Raw genomic sequence first — 17072 nt, forward strand, 5'->3', positions numbered from 1 at the left:
CCTAATCCAGTGTGTAGGTTTTCTCGGGAGTGCCGACGACCATACGCTCGGCCCATTCCACGCCCTGCATGACCGAGTGATCCATGTTGGAGACCTCGTATTTCCAGCCGCCGAAGCGGCCGCGGGAGTGGATGCCCAGGGCTTCCAGGCCCGGTTGCAGGATGCGGAGCGCGCCGTCGCGTTCAAGGCACGGCACGGGATAGCCGTAGTCCACGGCGATCTCCCAGCGGGTAAGGATGTCCTTCATCCTTTCCCCGCGCAACAGGGAATTGTTTATCAGACCCTGCACCGTGCGGTCCATTAATTCATGGACGTTTTCCGGCTTGTGCGCGGAGAACGACGTCTCGCACATGAAGGCCGTTTGTTTGCCCGGGCGGGCCGTGTTGTTGGGCGAGTAGTTGTGGAAGTTGGTCACCCGATAGAAGGGCGCGTCATCCTCCGGGAAATACATCCAGCAGCGGGAGTCGGGAGTTGCGTCGGGCTCGGCGTCGAGTCCCACTCCGGCCACGTAGACCGAGTTGTGCGTCAGCCGGTCGGCGGCGTCGGTGAAGGCGTCGGCCGGTTCGGTGAGCCAATCCCTGGCGAGGATGTCCAGGGGCGCGGTGTTGAGCAGGGTTTCGTATTCCACGGTCAACCCCTGTTCCGTGGACGCGGTTTTGGCTCGGGCGTCGATGCGGCTCACGGCCTGGCCGTATTGGATGCGGTCCGCCATGCGGTCGGCCAGCCGCCGGAAAATTTCGCCCGTACCGCCGTGGAGCGGAAATTTGAAGGTGTTGTTCGGCCCCCAGGCCACGTCGTCGCGTTCCAGCACGATGTTGCGCAGGACCGATTTCAGGTCCACGACCGAGACCCGTTCGCCGATCCAGCCGTATTGCATGAGTTCAGGCGGGGTGGCCCAGACCTTGAAATTATACGGGTTCATGAAGTGGCGGGCTATGCCCCGGCCGAACACGGCCTCGATCCACTGGCCGAAGTTGCCGGGCCGGGTCTCCGGCCGGTTGCCCGGCAGCAGGCCCTCCACGCAATCCCACCGGGCCTGCTTGGGCAGATGGCGGATGTTGTTCTGGAACGGATAGGGCACCCAGGTCCCGTTGGAGCGGACCCATGATTCGCGCTGGTGCTCAAGACGCTCGTCGCCGAGCAGCGAATCCATGAGCCGGTCGAAGTAGTCGTAGTGGGAGAAGACCACGTGGCCGCCGATGTCCCAGGTGAAGCCCTTGTGGTCCTTGAAGCTGGCGGCCAGCCCTCCCGCGTAGGCGTTGCGTTCGAGCACGAGGAAGTCGTTCTCGCCGAGTTCCCGGAGCCGGTGGGCCGCGCCCAGGCCCGTGGGGCCCGCGCCGATAATGAGATATTTCGTTTTCACAGTGCGCCTTCTTTCGCGTGAGGAAGTTCTTTCCGGTCGTGGAACCGTATCAAGTTTGGTGCCAGCCCGGGCCCTGCTTGTCAAAACGCCGGGGGAAAAGGAAAGTTGCCGACCGGGTGGATTATGGCCGCCATGGGCGGGTCCCACTTGCCAATCCCGGGGCAGGGGCTTACCTTGAATTCATGACCAGAAAATTCGATCCGGAACTGTTGTATGTGGAATGTCACCGTTGCGGCCAGCCTGTCCTCTGGAAGCGCGGCATGACCACCAAACTCCTCAAACTGGCCAAGATCGATCCGTCCACCCTGGATGAGCGGTGTGTGATTATTTCGGAAGGGTGCCCCAACTGCGTGCCCAACGAGACCACCTTCACCACCCAGGTCATTCGCCTGAACCGGGAAAAGGACGGGCGATCCTCCATGCCGGCCGTGACCAACTAGGACAGGCCGACATACGGCGTGACAAGCGCCTGCATTCCCGGAACCTACCGGGAATGCAGGCGCTTTCGCTTTTTTTCCGTTTTGGCGCAACGCATGGCGCGGCACCGCGCACCCTCCGTTTGCTTTTGCTTGTCATTTGATGCCCTATCAAGGGTCATTCTCTACCGAAGGGGACTCCGCCGGGTGTTTTCGGCCATGAGTTGATATTTATAATAGGCTGTTTTCATGGAATAAAAAAATAGTTCATTGCAGCCCGTCCGCACTCTTCCGCCCCGCCCTTCCGTCAAGCTGTTTTTTTATGCCTCATGGCTCCGCTCGGTACCCGATTTCCTCCCGGCCGGGAAACCGGGGCTATGCTTCTTCGCAATCACGGGGCGGTCCCCCGAAAAACAAGGAGCCGACGACACATGAGCATAGCAACCCCTGCCATCACGAACTTCACGGCGGGCGAGATTTCGCCCCGGCTGGAGGGCCGGACCGATCTGTCCAAGTATTTCAACGGGTGCCGCACCTTGCGGAATTTCCATGTCCATCCCCACGGCGGAGCGTCGCGGCGGCCGGGCTTCCGGTTCGTGGCCGAGTCCCTCAGCCAGGACAAGCCGGTCCTGCTCATCCCCTTCGAGTACAACGCCGAGCAGACCTATATGCTCGAATTTGCCGAGGACCCGTCCGGGCAGGGACTCATGCGCGTCTTTTCCGGCCACGGCATGGTTCTGTCCGACGGAACGCCATACATTCTGGATATTCCTTATACGGCAAACGAGTTCGACAAGCTGCGCTACGCACAGTCGGACAACAAGCTCATACTGGTGCATCCGGACCACCCGCCGCGCGAGATGACCCGCGTGGACCACGCCGAATGGACCATCGAGGCCATGGAATTCCTCGGGCGGCCCGAGGCCTGGAGCGAGGGCGACTATCCTTCCGACGTGTGCTTCTTCGAGCAGCGGCTGGTCCTGGCCTCGACGCGATCCCGCCCGGCCACACTGTGGCTTTCGCGTACCGGCGATTTCCGGGATTTCCGTCTGAAGACCCGCGAAGTGCCCATGAGCGGTTGGCGTGACCTGGAGATCGGGGACGGCAACAGCGACGGGGTGCGCGACGGCAAGGCCGGGGACACCATAACCATTCAGGCCGGTTCCGGCTTCGAGGCGAGGGACGCGCTCAAGGGCCAGCACCCGGACGGTTCCACGCGCTATTACCGCTACAAGGGCGAAAGGAATTTTACGGCCATCACCGCGAAGATATCGGTCGGCTTTGCCGCCGAGCCCTCGGGCAATCAGATCGAGGCGATCTGGAACGGGGAAGGGGAGTTGAACGGCGCGGCCTGGGATTGCTTCGAGGTGGGCGACAGGACCGACGCCCCGGCCGGAGAGGAGCCCCTCGGCGACGACGCCGTGGAGGTCACGTTATCGGGCCGTCAGGCCAACGGCATCGAGTTCATCGTACCCCGGCGCGTCCTTTGGATAGGCACGGCGGGCGGGGAATGGACATTGAGCGCCTCGTCCAGCGACCCGCTGACGCCCGACAACGTCAAGGCCTCCCAGGAAGGGACGAGCGGAGCCTCTTCCACCCGGCCCGAGAGCGTGGGGTTCGCCACCCTGTATATCCAGCGGGCCGGGCGCAAGATTCGCGAGATGTCCTACCGCTTCGAATCGGACGCCTATGTCTCCCGGGACTTGACCCTGCTCTCCGAGCACATCTCCGAGGGGGGGCTGACCCAGCTCGCCTTCGTTCAGGAGCCGGACTCCGTCCTTTACTGCGTGCGCGGGGACGGGGGGATGGTCGCCCTGACCTACGTGCCGGATCAGGAGGTGGCGGCCTGGTCGCGGATCGTCACCGACGGCGTGGTGGAGAAGGCCGCCTCGGTCTACAACGATGCCGACAAGCGCGACGAGCTGTGGATATCCGTGGTCCGCATGGTGAACGGCGAGCCGCGCCGGTTCATCGAGTATCTGGAAGCTCCGTTCGACGGAGACATCAAAAACGCCTTTTTCGTGGACAGCGGGCTGACCTATCGCGGAGAGCCCACGGACACCGTAACCGGCCTTTCCCATCTGGCCGGACGGACCGTTTCCGTGCTGGCGGACGGGGCCGTCCAGGCCGACCGGACCGTGGCCGCGGACGGTTCCCTGACGCTGGATCGGCCCGCTTCGGCCATTCACGTCGGGCTTCCCTATCGTTCCGTGCTCCAGCCCATGCGTTTGGACGCGGGCAGCCAGCGTGGCACCGCGCAGACCAAGAAGAAACGCATCACCAAGGTCGCCGCCCGGTTTTACGAAACCCTCGGCGGACTCATCGGCCCGGACGAGGCGCGTCTGGAGCCGGTCTATTTTCGGTCTCCGTCCACGCCCATGGGGCAGGCGCCGGAGCCGTTCAGCGGCGACAAGATCGTCAATTTCCCCAAGGGATGGGATCGCGACGGGCTGCTCACCATCGTGCAGGAACAGCCCCTGCCCATGTCGGTGCTCATGATCGTGCCCCAACTCGTTATTAATGAATAACCGGGAAAACCATAACCATAAAGAGAGGATAACCATGGGAACCAATGCTTCCACGCAGTCCATGCAGACGCTCCAGCAGGGATTGGACCTGTTCAAGGACGTAACGGACTTCCTGGGCGACCGGACCGCTGAAAAGAGCGGCAATTCGGAGGCGGAAAACCGGGCCGCGCTCATCGAGACGGATGCGGCGGGCGAAGCCCAGGACCTGAGGCGGCGGACCAAGCAGGACGCCGACGAAATCAGGGAAACCCGGGAGCAGGCGCGCGGCGAGGCGGGTGCCCGCTGGGGCGGCTCCAACCTGGCCATGTCCGGGTCAAAGGCGCTCATTCGGGATGCGAAGCGCCTTCAGGACCGGCAGGAAGAGGAGGACGCCCTGTTCGAGGGCGAGATGAACGCCCGGTCAAGGCTGCGCGCCGCAAACAAGCAGGCGAACATGATGCGCATTGCCGACGGAGGGTCGCCTTCGCGGTCCATCTTGTCCCAGGGCTCCAAAATTTACGGGAGGAATTAGCCGTGACCGTTTCATCCACCGAGACAAAAATCCTTTACGCGGGCAACGGCTCCACGGCGGCCTTCGCCATTCCGTTCATGTTCCTGCGCAACGACGACATCGACGTTCTGCTTGTTGACGCCCACGGCGTGGAATGGGTCATGTCCGAGGGCACCGATTACGGCCTCACCGGGGCTGGCGAACAGGCGGGCGGCGTCTGTTCCGTTGTCCAACCGCCCGAGTCCGGCCAGACACTGGTTATCCGCCGTGAGCCGGACATGGTCCAGGAGGTGGACTATGTGGAGAACGACGCCTTTCCCGCGGCCACGCACGAGGCCGCCCTGGACAAGCTGACCATGATTTGCCAGGCCCTGGCCGAAAAGCTGGACCGCGCTCTGACGTTCCGCGTCTCCACCGCCGTGAGCGGCGTCAACCTGCCCAAGCCGGACCCGGATCGGATGCTCGGCTGGAACAGCGCCGGTAGCAACCTTGTAAACAAGGACGTGATGACCCTCGGGGCCATCACCACGCCCGTGCCCATCAGCCAGGGCGGCACCGACGCGGACAATCCCACCGAGGCCCTGTTCAACCTCGGCTTCGGTGCGGCGGGTCTGACCGTGGCCGGGTGCGAGGAGGAGACGGAAATATTGGCCGCCATCGGGGCCGAGCCCGTGGATGCGGAGATTCTCAGGTCCTGCTCGCCGGGGCTGCTCAAGGCCGTGTACGGCGATGAGGCCCAGTCCCACGAAGGCCGAAGCCTCGCCGGGCTGGTCGTGGTCCGCAACCACGTCACCTGGTCCCTGACCGGCGCGAGCCAGTTCAGCGACGTGGTCCTGCCCTATGACGGAACCTATGTCTTCCATGTCTATCCCCTCGGCCATGATCTGGTTCTGGCCGCGAGCTACAAGCTCGACGGGCAGTTGCCGCCCATCAACCCCGCGGCTGGAGAAATCCGTATCGCCGTGGAGCAGTTCAACTCGCGCAAGACCATCGTGTCCCTGCAGAACATGGAGGCGTGACCATGCTGACCCCCAAGGAAACGGGTTCGGGCGGCGGTTTCGCCTATCCGATCCGGTTGGAGCACTCCGCTCTTTGCGAGGCCGGTTTCTCGTCCACAGGCGAACCAGCGGTCAACGCCACCATCGCCCTGGGATGGAAGCCGACCGCCGTGAATGTGGGCAAGCCGCTTTGCGACCCGACCCATCACTATTTGTTGACCATTCGTAAGGAAGGAGACGCGGTTTCGGTACTTAAGCAGGGCGTGGAGCTGGGCGGCTATGCCACGTCGGCCGCCACCTACGCCGAGTTGGTGTCCGAGGCGTTGACCGCCTACGCCGGGACCACGGCCGGGTATTATTCCCGGTTGGCCATTGTCGAGGAACTTAGGGAGCCGTCGGCCTTTTTCAAACAGGTTCCGGCCGCGCCCGGGCTATGGGTCCCCATTGGTATTTCCGGGCTTCCCCTGCATATCTTGCTCGACTTCTCCGACGCGGCGAACCTCGGGCGCGATGCGTCGGGCAACGGCAACGGCTGGACGCTGACGGACGCCGTTCAGTCTCTGGACACCCCGACGAACAACTTCTGCACCCTGAACCCGCTGGACAACGGGACAACGGGCGCGCTGTCGGGCGGCAATCTGACCGCCTCGGGCGACGCCAAGGTCACGCTGCGGCCTGCGTCAGGGAAGTGGTACTACGAAAGGAACGGCGAGGGCGTCTCGTACGATGCCGACGCAAACGGCCGATTTGATCCGGTGCTGACTGCCGGGACCTACAATTTCGGGGCCGCCGCGTGGGAGGGCGCAGGTCCCGTCGACGATGAAAAGCCGCTGTGCGACGCCAGCCTGCCGGAACCGGCCGTTCTCGACACCGGCAAATACCTTGCGACGGTCCTCAGAACCGGCACGGGTACGGAGACGTCCATCGCCCTCGGCTTTCGGCCGGACGCCGTATTCATCAAGGCGCGTTCAACGGCGACGCATCATGCCGTGTTCGACTCGGAACGAGGCGCGGCACGGTATGTGACGCCCGACGTCGCCGCTGTCGAGACTGCGGACGAGCAGTCGCTGATGTCGTTCAATGTTGACGGCTACAACCTCGGCTCTTCCGCTGTGGTTAACGCAGAAGGCGTGGAGTTTCGAGATATCGCGATCAAGGCCAGCCCGAAAATCGGGTTTGATGTCGTCAAGTGGGACGGCGACGGAACCACCGCCAGATTCATTCCCTACGATCTTGGGGGGCGGCCTGCGTCGGTCATCATGATGAAGTGCCCGCAAACAAACGGGGGCTGGAGTGTGTACCACAAGGATCTCGGCCTCGGTAAGTTTGTATGCCTTGACACGAACAACCGCGTCTCAAGCATGGCGAACAGGTTTTACGACGTGTCGGCGGACGGGTTTGTCCCCGAGAACACGCCGACCTACTTCAACAAGGTCGGAGAATCCTACGTCGCCTACTGCTTTGCCGATTCCGACGTGTTTTCCGCGTTTTCCTGGATAGGCAGCGGCGGGGCCAACGGGCCCTACGGCTATACCGGCGGCAAGCCCGAGAACGTGTTCTTCGGCAAGAACGTAAACTATACCGAAAGATCGTGGATTGAATTCAATGCCATTCAGAATCCGGCGAGCGAGCTGAGCACGTATTTGCGGTGGGATGGCTCGAATGCGGAAGCGACCATGTCCAACGTAACCTTGTGGACTACATCCAACGGCTTGAGAGCGAGCGGAACGTCCATAGCCTTGAACGGCTCGGGACATCAGGTGATATATCTCGTTTTTACTACGCAACACAAATACAGGAACGCTTTGTAAGGAGGCGAACAATGTGGAGATACCCGGACGGAACCTATCGGCAGAATCCCCCGGCCAGAGTTGAATACGGCGGCTATATGCGTGACTTCGCGGACCTTGACGCCGCCCGGCGCGACGAGATCGGCTACAATGAAGCCATGCCGCTCAAGCGCGAGCCGTACACGGACTATGAAACCGAGTGGGCCAGGGGCGGGGACCTGATTTACAGGGAGGCGGCCGTGAGCGTGACCGTTGACGAGGCGGCAAAGGCCGAGGCCGAGGCCCTCGAAGTCAGGGCCGAGCGCGACCGGCGGCTGGCCGAAAGCGACTGGACCCAGCTCGCGGACGCGCCCCTGGACGAAGCGGAAAAGAGCGGCTGGGCCGTCTTCCGCCAGGCGTTGCGCGACGTGCCGCAGCAGGGCGGGTTCCCCGGCTCCGTGGAGTGGCCGGAGAGCGTGACGGCCTAGGCGTCGCCAAACCATACACTCGTTCCAGGCATCCCGCCTGGACTTGGGGCGCGTTTCCTTGCGGAGGCGCGCCCTTTTTCTATTCGGCGGTCAGGCGGATGATCTGTTCTCGGAATTCGGGATGGGAGGCGATCAGTTCGCTTCGGCTGCCGTGGGCGTAGTCGACGTATTCGAAACCCGGGGCCACGGTGCAGCCCATGAGGGCGAAGTCCGCGCCCGGCAGCAGGCGCAACCCCTGCCAGGAATTGCGCGGCACAACGATCTGGGGGTGTTGCCCGGCCATGACGTCGTTGCCCAGGACGAGCCGTTGGCCGGACCCGTCCGGGTGGAGCTGGAGCATTTCGCACGGGCCTCCGGCGTAGAAATGGAATATTTCGTCGGATTGGAGCCGATGCATGTGCGAATAGGTGTCGGGCGTGAGCAGATAGTAGATCGCCGTGCCCAAGGCGCGGGGCCCGTCATAGCGGCCCGGCAGAACCTCCCGGGGAAGGCTCTCGTCGGCCCGGTGGGTCTCCAGGAACCAGCCGCCTTCCTCGGGGTGCGGGGTCAGGCCGAGCCGTTCAATGATCTCTCGGGCGTTGGGTGCGCTCATGCCGTCTCCTACCCGTTGTAATGCGGCGGCGGCACGTCGATCGGCCCGCCGTTTTCCATTTCCTCGTCCATGTTGCGGACCTTTTGGGCCAGCCGTTCGACCAGCCGCTTGAGACCGTCGATCTGCTTTTGCTGGTCGAAGATCTGGTCGCTCAGTTTTTCCATGGTCCGGTCCTGGAGGGCTATAAGGCTCTCCAGCCGTTCGATCTTGTCGTCCATGTGATCCTCCTTTGGGGGACCGAGTATGCGTCATGGGCCAGGGGAAGGCAATGGCCGAGGACTTCGGCCGCCCGGCGGGGTCAGCTTCGGTTGGTCAGGTAGACGCCGCTGAGAATCATGCAGCCGCCCACGGCCAGGGAGAGGTGGATGGGTTCATCCAGGAGCAGAAAGCCGGTGATGACCGCAAAGGCCGGGACCATGTTGATGAAGATGCCCGCTCTGGACGCGCCGATGACGTTGATGGCCCGGTAGTACCAGTAATAGGCCAGGGCCGTGGCCAAAAAGCCCAGAAAAACGACGCATCCCCAGTCCACGGGACGGAGACGGACGAGGTCCTCAGCGAGCCCCTGGAACAGGGCGAATGGCAGGAGCATGAGCGTGCCGGTGAAGCTTGACCAGGCCACCGAGGTCAGCGGCGGCAGTCGTTTCATGACGGATCGGCCGCCCAAGGTGTAGGCGGTCCAGCTGGCCACGCACCCGAGAATCATGAAGTCTCCCCGGCTCACGCCTCCGGCCAGAAGGGCGATCGGGTCGCCGTCGGCAATGACTATGGACACGCCAACCAGCGAGAGGATCGCCCCGGCGACGCGCAGCGGGCCGAATTTCTCCCCGTAGAACAGGGCGGAGATGGCGGCGATGCACACCGGAGTGCAGGCCACTATGAGCGCGGCCCGCCCGGCCGGGATGGACTGGAGCCCGGTAAAGAAGAAATGGCTGTAGGCGAACACGCCTGTCGCGCCCAGGAAGGTCACCGGCAGAATCTGGTCGCGCTTGAGCCTCGGCAGTCGCCCGTCGGCCCGCCAGCACATGAACAGCAGAATAAGCGAGGCCAGTCCGAAGCGCAGCACGGCGGCGGTCATGGGATGCACGGACTGGGCCAGGACGCGCCCGGCTACCCAGGTGCCGCCCCAGAGCATCATGCTCAGCACGAGCAGGATGTAGGTGTAGCTCAGAGAGTGTTTCATCGTCGGCAGTGTATACGCCTGATACTTCAAATTATCCACCCCCCGGCCGTGGGGTTCCCCGTCTTGGCCAAAAGGGCGGGAAGCTAGGCGCTGCCGCCTTTTTTCGTCCCGGCGTAAAGCTCGTATTCCAGCAGTCGGCATTCAATTTTCGCGTTCCAGAAGACGCGCCGCCGCCGGGTGCGCAACCCCACGCATTTTGCCAGGTCCATGTTGCCGGTGAAGATGTAGCCGGTCTTGCCGCCGCACCGCTGCTTGAAGAAGTCGCCGATCCCCCGGTACACATCCTTGAGCATGTTCATGTCCCCAAGCCGCTTGCCGTATTCCGGGTTGAGCATGACCACGCCCGGGCCTTCCGGGACCTCGGTTTCAGTGAAGTCGCAGACGGCGAACTCGATGAAGTCGCCCACCCCGGCCAGGCGGGCGTTGTCCCGGGCCGCCTCGATGGCTTCCGGGTCGTGGTCCGTCGCGATGATCCGGCCCTTTATCTCGGGAATCTCCGCGTCTTCGGCCGCGCCGAGCAGTTCGTCCCACGCGTCCGGCTCGTAGCCTTTGATGTGCATGAAGGCGAACTCGTCGCGCAACAGCCCCGGAGCGCCGTTCATGGCCATGAGCGCGGCCTCGATGGGCAGGGTGCCCGAGCCGCACATGGGCGCGATGAAGTGCCCGCCCCGCCGGGCGGTTTCGGGCCAGTTGGAAGCCAGGATGCAGGCCGCGGCCAGGGTCTCCTGCATGGGGGCCTTGTGCGGCCGCTTGCGGTAGCCGCGTCTGGGCAGCGGTTCGCCCGTGGTGTCCAGATAGAGCGTCGCCCGGTTTTCGCGCCAGTGCAGGAACAGGCAGACACCGTGCGTGTCCGGGCCGGAGTCCGGGCGCACCTTGAAAAGTTCCATGAAGCGGTCGGCTACCGCGTCCTTGACCCGCAGTCCGGCGAACCGCGAATCGTTGACCGTGGTGTCGCGGACGGACGCGTCCACCCGGAAATGGCTGTCGACCGGGATGTATTCCTCCCACGGAATGGCCTTGGCTTCGCGATACAGCTCGTCCGCATCAAAGGCGCGGAACCGCTTCAATTCGAAAAGCACCCGGTGGCCCGTGCGAACCCACAGGTTGAGGCTCATGCAGTCGGCCAGGGAGCCTCGAACCTCAACCCCGGCGTCGAGGGGAGTGGATTGTTCGTAGCCCAATCCGGCCAGTTCGGCCTGGAGGTATTCGGGCATGTCCCTGGGGCAGGTGACAAGAATGGGGGCAGTGTCGGAAAATTTTGTCATGATGGTCTCGGACCAGGGCTAGAGAGGGCGCATGTCCCACTCGTCTGCCGGGTCGTCTTCGGGTTGGGGGGTGTCGGACCGCCCGGATGGGCGTCTTTTGTTCACGCCGGGTCGGCTCTGGGTCGGGGACAGGGCGAGGAACAGGGCCAGCCCCGCCACCGCGCCCGTGGACGGCTCGTAGAACAGGGGCGTGGAGACGCCCTGGACAAAAAGAACGGCGGCCAGTCCCGCGCCCATACGCGTCAGCCGCCGGAAAACCAGCGTGAACAGCCCGATCAGGCAGACGGCGGGCAGTACGGCTCCCCAGCCCAGGGTTAGCCGCAGCCAGAAGGACGGCACCTGGGAAAGGTGCGCGCCGAACAGGGTTGGCGACCCCGTGACCCGTTCCCAGACGGGAATCATCTCGGGCGGGAAGGTGAAGGGCAAGGCGTGGTCCAGCGGCAGTCCGGTGAGCAGGATGAGTGGGTTCTGCGCGAACAGGGACAGGGACTTGGCCCAAAGCCAGTAGTCCACGTACCGGCTCAGGTCCGAGGGCGTGATCGGCAGCCGGAAGGTGACGGTCAGGGCCGCGAAGCAGGCCAGGAACACGGAAGTGCGGTACCAGCGTCCCCCCCTGCCGAAACAGAGATATATCCATCCGGCCGCGAACAGCCCGGTGCGTGACAGGGTGGCCAGGATGCCCGCCAGGATCAGCGCGCGGTAGATCGGCGCGCCCTGGTCGGGCTCGTACAGTCCGTTGTCGGCGGGTCCGGGCCGGAGCGAGGCGCACAGACAGATGAGGAGCAGGCCCGCCAGCAGGTCGGCGTTTCCGATCCAGCGCAACGAAGGCGCGGCCCGGTAGATGAACGCCTCCACGCCGAGGTCGAGCGCGCAGAGCAATCCGAGCACCGCGCCGAACCGCTGGAAATCCGCCCGGTCGGGCAGGCCGAAGGTGATGACCCAAAGCCAGCAGAAGCAGAGCATGACGGCCGGGACCAACTCGGGAATTACGGGCGTGATGGCCGCCAGTTGGCGGAGGATGTCCTTGTGATAGAGGACCGCGATGGAGCAGAGGACGGCGAACATGCCCAATTCCAGGAAAAAGCGGGGCCGCAGGCGTTCCCCGGACCGCCGGAAGAGAATGGCGTGCACCGTGCCCAGGGCCGCCAGGAGCAGCCAGGGCAGGAACGGGGAGCTTTCCGGGCCGGGACCGGCGAACCGCGAGAGCAGGGTTCCCAGAGGCACCGCCGCGCAGGCCAACGCCAGGGGCACCGCCGCCAGCCTGGATCGGGTCCGTTTCTTGGGCTGTTCCTGTACCATACGCTCCGTCAGTTACCTTTTTGGGCACGCCAGGTAAAGGCGGCCGAGGCCCCTTCCCTTCGGTTTTTTTCAATGATTTCCAACGACGGCTTTCCCGTGCTTATAAAACCGCCTTATCCCGTCGCTTTTGATTTTTCTAGACAATTTCTTGAAATGATTATGTTATCTCTACTTATGTGGGATGATTTTGTTAACACTTTAATATTTTTTGAAAATATTGTTCATTGAATGGAAATGGTTTAATATTGGCGGGTCTTGCCAATTCCTGGTTGCGCGTAAAGAGACTGGAGAGTCCATGCAAAAGGTCGTGTCCATCCCACTCGTAAAAGCGGTTTTTTTCTGCTTCATGTTGTCCGCCGCCGGACCGCTGTTTGGTTGCGCCGTGGTCGCGCCGCTGTTGAGCGTGGGCGGGCTCGCCTATGCGCCCCTGCAATACGTGTCCACCGCCTACACCATCGGTTCGTTCTCCTACGAGTATGCGGCCAACGACAAGACGCCCGACGAGGTTATCGAGGGCAACTACCACGCCATCGTCAGCGGCGAGGCATTTGATCTGCCGGACTACCTCCGTCCCGAGATCGCCGGGCCCGTAGCGCCGGTCATGACTGCTGAGGCTGCTCCCTCCGCCGGGAATCCCGCCCTGTCCGAAGAGGCCCGCCGCAAGCGCATCGAAAATCTGCTCGGTCAACGCCGGGTCCAGTTCCAACGTCTGGAACTGCGCCGCATGGCATTCCTGCGCGCCAACCCGAATCCCCAAGACCTGACCTTCAAGACCGCTATGGCCGCCAGCCCCGATCTGGTCCAGGCCGCCGAGTCCGAAGTCTCGCTGGATTGATGGCGCAGGCCTGCGCGGTCGTGGCCTTTGGCCTGAGCGCTGCCCGAAACCGCCGAAGCGTCCTTTGAAAAGGCGCGCCGGACTCTCTGAAACTTTTTCAGTCGTCTTCAGCGAAGTGGTTTTGCCGTGGCTCGTTTGGTTTTTTTCCCCTTCCTTTAGTCCCTATTTGGCCTGAACGGTCAGTATTTCCTCCCAGACCGTGGTGTACCGGGGCGAGCGCATTTCGCGTTTCATTCGCCATTTTTGTTTGATGCCCGAGGCCGCGAAGGACACGGTGTCGCGTTCCCATCGCGTGTTGACGTCGTCCACGGCGCGCATGAGCGGGCCGTCGTGCGGCCGGTGCGCAGGGGGCAGGGCGAGGAGGTTGAGCCAGCGGCCTCGTTTGCCCTTCCGCTTCCCTCCGAAGTAGCTTTCATCGACTTCAAATTCGCCAAAGTCCATCCCTTCACAGGCCTTTTCTTCGGCTATGATTTCCCTGAGCCGGTGAAAGTAAAAAGCGGCTGTTTTGACGTTCACCCCAACCAGATCAGCAGCACAGCGGGCAGTGGTGCCAGCCACGAAATGCTCGATCAGACGGAGCTGCTTGTTCTGACTCAAGCGACTTTTTCGCATTGCCATACCGATAACCCAGAGGAGTTATCTGGTACAGCCCCAAACACTATGAAAAATGAACGTTGTCTTTCTCTTCAAAAAAAACGCGAATCGGACGGGGAAAACGGCGGAAGGCGTCGCGCGAAGAGGCGCATTGTCCGGTCCGTTTTTCCCGCCCGATTCGCACATCGGCACGGCAATAGTCGTTCGGTCCCGACTTTTCAGCCGCACCTACCCGAGCGAAGCGAGGGCAATGGGGGTGCAGGGGGCTTTGCTCCCTGCCGGGTCTAGGGCAGCGCCCTGGTCTCTCCGAAGGAGACCGCCGGTAGGCCCGCCGGAGGCATGCATTCTTCCTCCGTCTGCGTCCGGGCCTGCGCCTACGCTCCCGGCGACCTCTCTTCCCAGTCCGGCATTCTCAACACGGCGTAGAAGCCGTTCGACAAATGCCCGTGCATGGTGTCGTAGACAGCCTCTTCAAACACAAGGGTATGGAAGTCGAAAAAAAGCGCCTCCATATGATCCCGGTCGTGATGGCGAAGTGTGCCGCCGTCATCCACGTCGAAAATGCCATAGATGCCGTATTTTTCCTGACCAAGCTGGTATCGGTCGAGGTTGCGGCGGTCGCGGTTGAGCAGGAAGTCATTGACGTACAGCACACCACCGGGCCTGAGGACACGCTTCAGCTCAAGGAGAGCGCCTGCCTGGGCGGCGGTATCCGGCATACAGGTGAAAACCGCGAGCATGACGGCGGCGTCAAAGCTGTTGTCGGCGTAAGGCAGGGGGCCGCCCGGATAGGCGGCCAAATCAAGCCCCGGATGTTCCTCGCGGCCGCGCCGGACAAGCGGCTCGGAAAAATCGATCCCGGTCAGGGCGGTGTAACCCGCCTCGGCCAATTGGGCCATGACACGGCCATAACCGCAGCCGAAATCCAGGATGCGAGCGTTCCGGTCGGGAACATACTCGGTGAACACATCGAGTTGAAACGGAGTGGTGAAGTGCTTGGCCGCACATTTGTCGGTCCAATAACGTCTAGGGTCCGGGATGGGAAAACTCCTTGCTAAAGGGTCAGCCGGACGGTGTAGAGATTGCGCCCGCGCTGGACGCGCATCATGACCGTCTTCTGCATTCGATTTCGCAGAAAGGCGTTGAGCAGGTCCGCGCCCGTTGCCAGGCTGCGGTTGCCGATCTGGTGGATGATGTCGCCCTGCTTGAGACCGAGCTTGGCGGCGGCGGAACCGGGAACCACGCCGGTCACTGCCGCGCCGGGTCCGGAGGCCCTGTCCGCAAGACCGAAGCCCCAGCGGCTGCGCACGAGGTCCAGGGCCATGTCCTTGTCAAGAACCTGGGGCCTGAGGTCGAGGCGGCTCCGCTTCCCGTCGCGCAGGACATCCAGGACGACGGATTCGGATTTGGTCACATTGCCCAGCCGGTTCAGGTAGTCGCTCTTGTTGGCGACTATCCGGCCGTTGAAGCCCAGAACAACATCGCCGGGCTTGAGGGACGCTGCCGCCGCCGGGGTGCCGGGATGGACCTCGGTGACAAGCATTCCGTTGAGATTCTTGAGGTCGAAATAACGGGCGACGGCCTGGTCCACATCCTGGCCGAACAGGCCGAGCCAGATGGGCGACACGTGACCGGAGTCGAGCAGCTCGGCGATGACGTGCTTGGCCTTGTTGATGGGAATGGCGAAACCGATGCCCTCGGCCCGGGCCTGGATGGCCGTATTGATGCCGACGAGTTCGCCGTTGATGTTCAGGAGCGGACCGCCGGAGTTGCCGGGATTGATGGCCGCGTCCGTCTGGATAAAGCTGCCGAAAGCCCCGCCGCGTGTCTTCATGGGCCGGTTCAGAGCGGAGACCACGCCCGTGGTCACGGTGTTGGAATAGCCGAAGGGGTTGCCGATGGCGATGACGGTCTCGCCGATGTAGATGCCATCCGAGTCGCCCATGGAGACCTGGGGCAACCCTCCGCCGTCCTCAAGCTTGAGCACGGCCAGGTCGAAGTCGGAGTCCGAGCCAACCAGATCGGCCTTGAACTCGCGGCCGTCCTTGAGGCGAACCGCAATTTCCCCGCCCGAGGCAACGACATGAGCGTTGGTCAGAACCAGCCCCTTTTCACCGTCGATGATTACGCCCGAGCCGAGGCTTCGGGACTGGCGCGGCTGCTGTCCGTAGAACTCGTTGAAGAATTGATCGAAAAATGGATCGCCGAAAGGCGAACGCCCTCCGCCTCGGGCAACGGAGGTGACAGTGATGTTGACCACCGAGGGGCTGACGGCCTGAACGGCGCGGACCACGGGGGTACGGCGGTCCGCGGAAAAGGCCGGAACCGAGACGAAAACGAAAAAGAGAAGGAAAAGCGGAAAAAGGGAAAGATATCGCTTCATGCTACCTGCCTTGGGCCATCTCCCGAAGGCGCGCGATGCGGTCCTCGATGGGAGGGTGGGTGGCGAACAGGGATGCCGCCCTGCGGCCGCTGAACGGGTTGACGATAAACAGATTCTCCGTGACCGGATTGCCCTGGAGCGGCACCTGCTTCGAGGCGGCGTCGAGCTTGGCCAGCGCATCGGCCAGATCGTTCGGGTTGGAAAGCTTCGCACCCGTGGAATCGGCCAGGTATTCGCGGGACCGGGAAATGGCCATCTGGATCAGGGTGGCGGCGACAGGCGCGAGAAAGGCCATGGCCAAAGCAGCCAGCGGGTTGCCCCCTTCGTCATCACGGGAACCGCCGCCGAAAATGGCCGTCCACTGGAGGATGTTGGCGATGAACACGATGGCCCCGGCCAAAACCGCGGCAATGGTCTGGATGAGGATGTCGCGGTTGACGATGTGCCCGAGTTCGTGGGCGAGCACGCCCTTGAGTTCGTCGGGGTCGAGGATATTGACGATGCCACGGGTCACGGCGACCACGGCGTTCTGCGGGTTGCGGCCCGTGGCGAACGCGTTGGGCGCGTCCTGGGGAACGAGCACGATACGGGGTTTGGGGATGCCCGCGGCCCGGGCCATCTCCTCAACCACCCGATGGATGTGCGGGGCGTCGCCGGGCGACAGGGGCTGCGCCTTGTACATGCGCAGGACGATCTTGTCCGAATACCAATAACTGCCCACGTTCATGAGCATGGCGAAGCCGAACGCCAGGAACAGGCCCGCACGGCCGCCCAGGGCCCCGCCCAGGGCCATCAGCAGGCCGGTCAGCAGGCTCAGGAGCAGCAGGGTTTTTATCTGGCTGGTCATAATGGTTCTCTCCTCCGACATC

Annotated in this window: 17 protein-coding genes and 1 pseudogene; 7 read left to right on the forward strand and 11 right to left on the reverse strand. The window is 63.0% G+C overall.

Going from position 1 to position 17072, the window contains the following annotated elements:
- Position 1 precedes the first annotated feature (1 nt).
- Positions 2-1363 carry a protoporphyrinogen/coproporphyrinogen oxidase gene (locus LF599_RS17740; RefSeq protein ID WP_279521743.1) on the reverse strand — a complete coding sequence of 454 codons (1362 nt, stop codon included), beginning with the start codon at positions 1361-1363 and terminating at the stop codon, positions 2-4.
- A 182-nt stretch (positions 1364-1545) separates the two neighbouring features.
- Between LF599_RS17740 and LF599_RS17745 the strand changes: the two genes are divergently transcribed.
- From LF599_RS17745 to LF599_RS17770, 6 genes are all read left to right on the forward strand, one after another.
- Positions 1546-1803, forward strand: coding sequence for a hypothetical protein (locus tag LF599_RS17745; protein ID WP_269940393.1), 258 nt, complete (start codon positions 1546-1548; stop codon positions 1801-1803).
- 407 nt (positions 1804-2210) lie between these two features.
- A complete protein-coding gene (locus LF599_RS17750; protein ID WP_279521744.1) occupies positions 2211-4307 on the forward strand; it encodes a hypothetical protein in 2097 nt (698 codons plus the stop codon).
- 34 nt (positions 4308-4341) lie between these two features.
- Positions 4342-4818: a hypothetical protein gene (locus LF599_RS17755; protein WP_269940391.1), complete on the forward strand. Its 477-nt coding sequence runs from the start codon at positions 4342-4344 to the stop codon at positions 4816-4818.
- A 2-nt stretch (positions 4819-4820) separates the two neighbouring features.
- Positions 4821-5816 carry a phage tail fiber protein gene (locus tag LF599_RS17760; protein ID WP_279521745.1) on the forward strand — a complete coding sequence of 332 codons (996 nt, stop codon included), beginning with the start codon at positions 4821-4823 and terminating at the stop codon, positions 5814-5816.
- Between the two features lie 2 nt (positions 5817-5818).
- Positions 5819-7606 carry a DUF7483 domain-containing protein gene (locus LF599_RS17765; protein ID WP_279521746.1) on the forward strand — a complete coding sequence of 596 codons (1788 nt, stop codon included), beginning with the start codon at positions 5819-5821 and terminating at the stop codon, positions 7604-7606.
- An 11-nt stretch (positions 7607-7617) separates the two neighbouring features.
- Positions 7618-8052 carry a tail fiber assembly protein gene (locus tag LF599_RS17770; RefSeq protein WP_269940386.1) on the forward strand — a complete coding sequence of 145 codons (435 nt, stop codon included), beginning with the start codon at positions 7618-7620 and terminating at the stop codon, positions 8050-8052.
- Positions 8053-8131: 79 nt separating this feature from the next.
- Here the strand turns inward: LF599_RS17770 and LF599_RS17775 are convergent, their stop codons facing one another.
- From LF599_RS17775 to LF599_RS17795, 5 genes are all read right to left on the reverse strand, one after another.
- The gene (locus tag LF599_RS17775; protein ID WP_279521747.1) at positions 8132-8644 is read right to left on the reverse strand and encodes a cupin domain-containing protein; all 513 of its coding nucleotides are present in this window, start codon (positions 8642-8644) and stop codon (positions 8132-8134) included.
- Between the two features lie 8 nt (positions 8645-8652).
- Positions 8653-8862: a SlyX family protein gene (locus LF599_RS17780; RefSeq protein ID WP_269940384.1), complete on the reverse strand. Its 210-nt coding sequence runs from the start codon at positions 8860-8862 to the stop codon at positions 8653-8655.
- Positions 8863-8942: 80 nt separating this feature from the next.
- On the reverse strand, positions 8943-9827 hold the full coding sequence (locus tag LF599_RS17785; RefSeq protein WP_279521748.1) for a DMT family transporter: 885 nt from the start codon (positions 9825-9827) through the stop codon (positions 8943-8945).
- An 83-nt stretch (positions 9828-9910) separates the two neighbouring features.
- Positions 9911-11092, reverse strand: a complete 1182-nt coding sequence (locus LF599_RS17790; protein ID WP_279521749.1) for a THUMP domain-containing class I SAM-dependent RNA methyltransferase — start codon at positions 11090-11092, stop codon at positions 9911-9913.
- Positions 11093-11110: 18 nt separating this feature from the next.
- Complete coding sequence (locus tag LF599_RS17795; protein ID WP_279521750.1) at positions 11111-12391, reverse strand: hypothetical protein; 1281 nt, start codon at positions 12389-12391, stop codon at positions 11111-11113.
- Positions 12392-12686: 295 nt separating this feature from the next.
- Here LF599_RS17795 and LF599_RS17800 point away from each other — a divergent pair, with 295 nt between their 5' ends.
- Complete coding sequence (locus LF599_RS17800; protein WP_279521751.1) at positions 12687-13226, forward strand: hypothetical protein; 540 nt, start codon at positions 12687-12689, stop codon at positions 13224-13226.
- Between the two features lie 162 nt (positions 13227-13388).
- Here LF599_RS17800 and LF599_RS17805 read toward each other — a convergent pair whose 3' ends face one another.
- From LF599_RS17805 to LF599_RS17825, 5 genes and pseudogenes are all read right to left on the reverse strand, one after another.
- Positions 13389-13544 carry a DUF4113 domain-containing protein gene (locus LF599_RS17805; RefSeq protein WP_269941065.1) on the reverse strand — a complete coding sequence of 52 codons (156 nt, stop codon included), beginning with the start codon at positions 13542-13544 and terminating at the stop codon, positions 13389-13391.
- 54 nt (positions 13545-13598) lie between these two features.
- A pseudogene (locus LF599_RS17810) lies at positions 13599-13838 on the reverse strand (IS1595 family transposase); the annotation flags it as partial.
- Positions 13839-14194: 356 nt separating this feature from the next.
- On the reverse strand, positions 14195-14788 hold the full coding sequence (locus tag LF599_RS17815) for a class I SAM-dependent methyltransferase (RefSeq protein WP_279521752.1): 594 nt from the start codon (positions 14786-14788) through the stop codon (positions 14195-14197).
- 86 nt (positions 14789-14874) lie between these two features.
- Positions 14875-16203 carry a trypsin-like peptidase domain-containing protein gene (locus LF599_RS17820; RefSeq protein ID WP_279521753.1) on the reverse strand — a complete coding sequence of 443 codons (1329 nt, stop codon included), beginning with the start codon at positions 16201-16203 and terminating at the stop codon, positions 14875-14877.
- A gap of 1 nt (position 16204) precedes the next feature.
- A complete protein-coding gene (locus LF599_RS17825) occupies positions 16205-17050 on the reverse strand; it encodes a zinc metalloprotease HtpX (protein ID WP_269940378.1) in 846 nt (281 codons plus the stop codon).
- Between the last annotated feature and the right edge of the window lie 22 nt (positions 17051-17072).

The organism is Pseudodesulfovibrio thermohalotolerans, assembly GCF_021353295.2.
Taxonomy (GTDB): Bacteria; Desulfobacterota; Desulfovibrionia; order Desulfovibrionales; family Desulfovibrionaceae; genus Pseudodesulfovibrio; species Pseudodesulfovibrio thermohalotolerans.

Excerpts from the sequence above, each read along its gene's own strand:
- LF599_RS17755 (WP_269940391.1), top strand. The coding sequence starts at position 4,342 with ATGGGAACCAATGCTTCCACGCAGTCCATGCAGACGCTCCAGCAGGGA.
- LF599_RS17775 (WP_279521747.1), bottom strand. The coding sequence starts at position 8,644 with ATGAGCGCACCCAACGCCCGAGAGATCATTGAACGGCTCGGCCTGACC.
- LF599_RS17805 (WP_269941065.1), bottom strand. The coding sequence starts at position 13,544 with ATGCGCGCCGTGGACGACGTCAACACGCGATGGGAACGCGACACCGTG.
- LF599_RS17800 (WP_279521751.1), top strand. The coding sequence starts at position 12,687 with ATGCAAAAGGTCGTGTCCATCCCACTCGTAAAAGCGGTTTTTTTCTGC.
- LF599_RS17770 (WP_269940386.1), top strand. The coding sequence starts at position 7,618 with ATGTGGAGATACCCGGACGGAACCTATCGGCAGAATCCCCCGGCCAGA.
- LF599_RS17825 (WP_269940378.1), bottom strand. The coding sequence starts at position 17,050 with ATGACCAGCCAGATAAAAACCCTGCTGCTCCTGAGCCTGCTGACCGGC.
- LF599_RS17785 (WP_279521748.1), bottom strand. The coding sequence starts at position 9,827 with ATGAAACACTCTCTGAGCTACACCTACATCCTGCTCGTGCTGAGCATG.
- LF599_RS17795 (WP_279521750.1), bottom strand. The coding sequence starts at position 12,391 with ATGGTACAGGAACAGCCCAAGAAACGGACCCGATCCAGGCTGGCGGCG.
- LF599_RS17780 (WP_269940384.1), bottom strand. The coding sequence starts at position 8,862 with ATGGACGACAAGATCGAACGGCTGGAGAGCCTTATAGCCCTCCAGGAC.
- LF599_RS17820 (WP_279521753.1), bottom strand. The coding sequence starts at position 16,203 with ATGAAGCGATATCTTTCCCTTTTTCCGCTTTTCCTTCTCTTTTTCGTT.
- LF599_RS17745 (WP_269940393.1), top strand. The coding sequence starts at position 1,546 with ATGACCAGAAAATTCGATCCGGAACTGTTGTATGTGGAATGTCACCGT.
- LF599_RS17790 (WP_279521749.1), bottom strand. The coding sequence starts at position 11,092 with ATGACAAAATTTTCCGACACTGCCCCCATTCTTGTCACCTGCCCCAGG.
- LF599_RS17750 (WP_279521744.1), top strand. The coding sequence starts at position 2,211 with ATGAGCATAGCAACCCCTGCCATCACGAACTTCACGGCGGGCGAGATT.
- LF599_RS17765 (WP_279521746.1), top strand. The coding sequence starts at position 5,819 with ATGCTGACCCCCAAGGAAACGGGTTCGGGCGGCGGTTTCGCCTATCCG.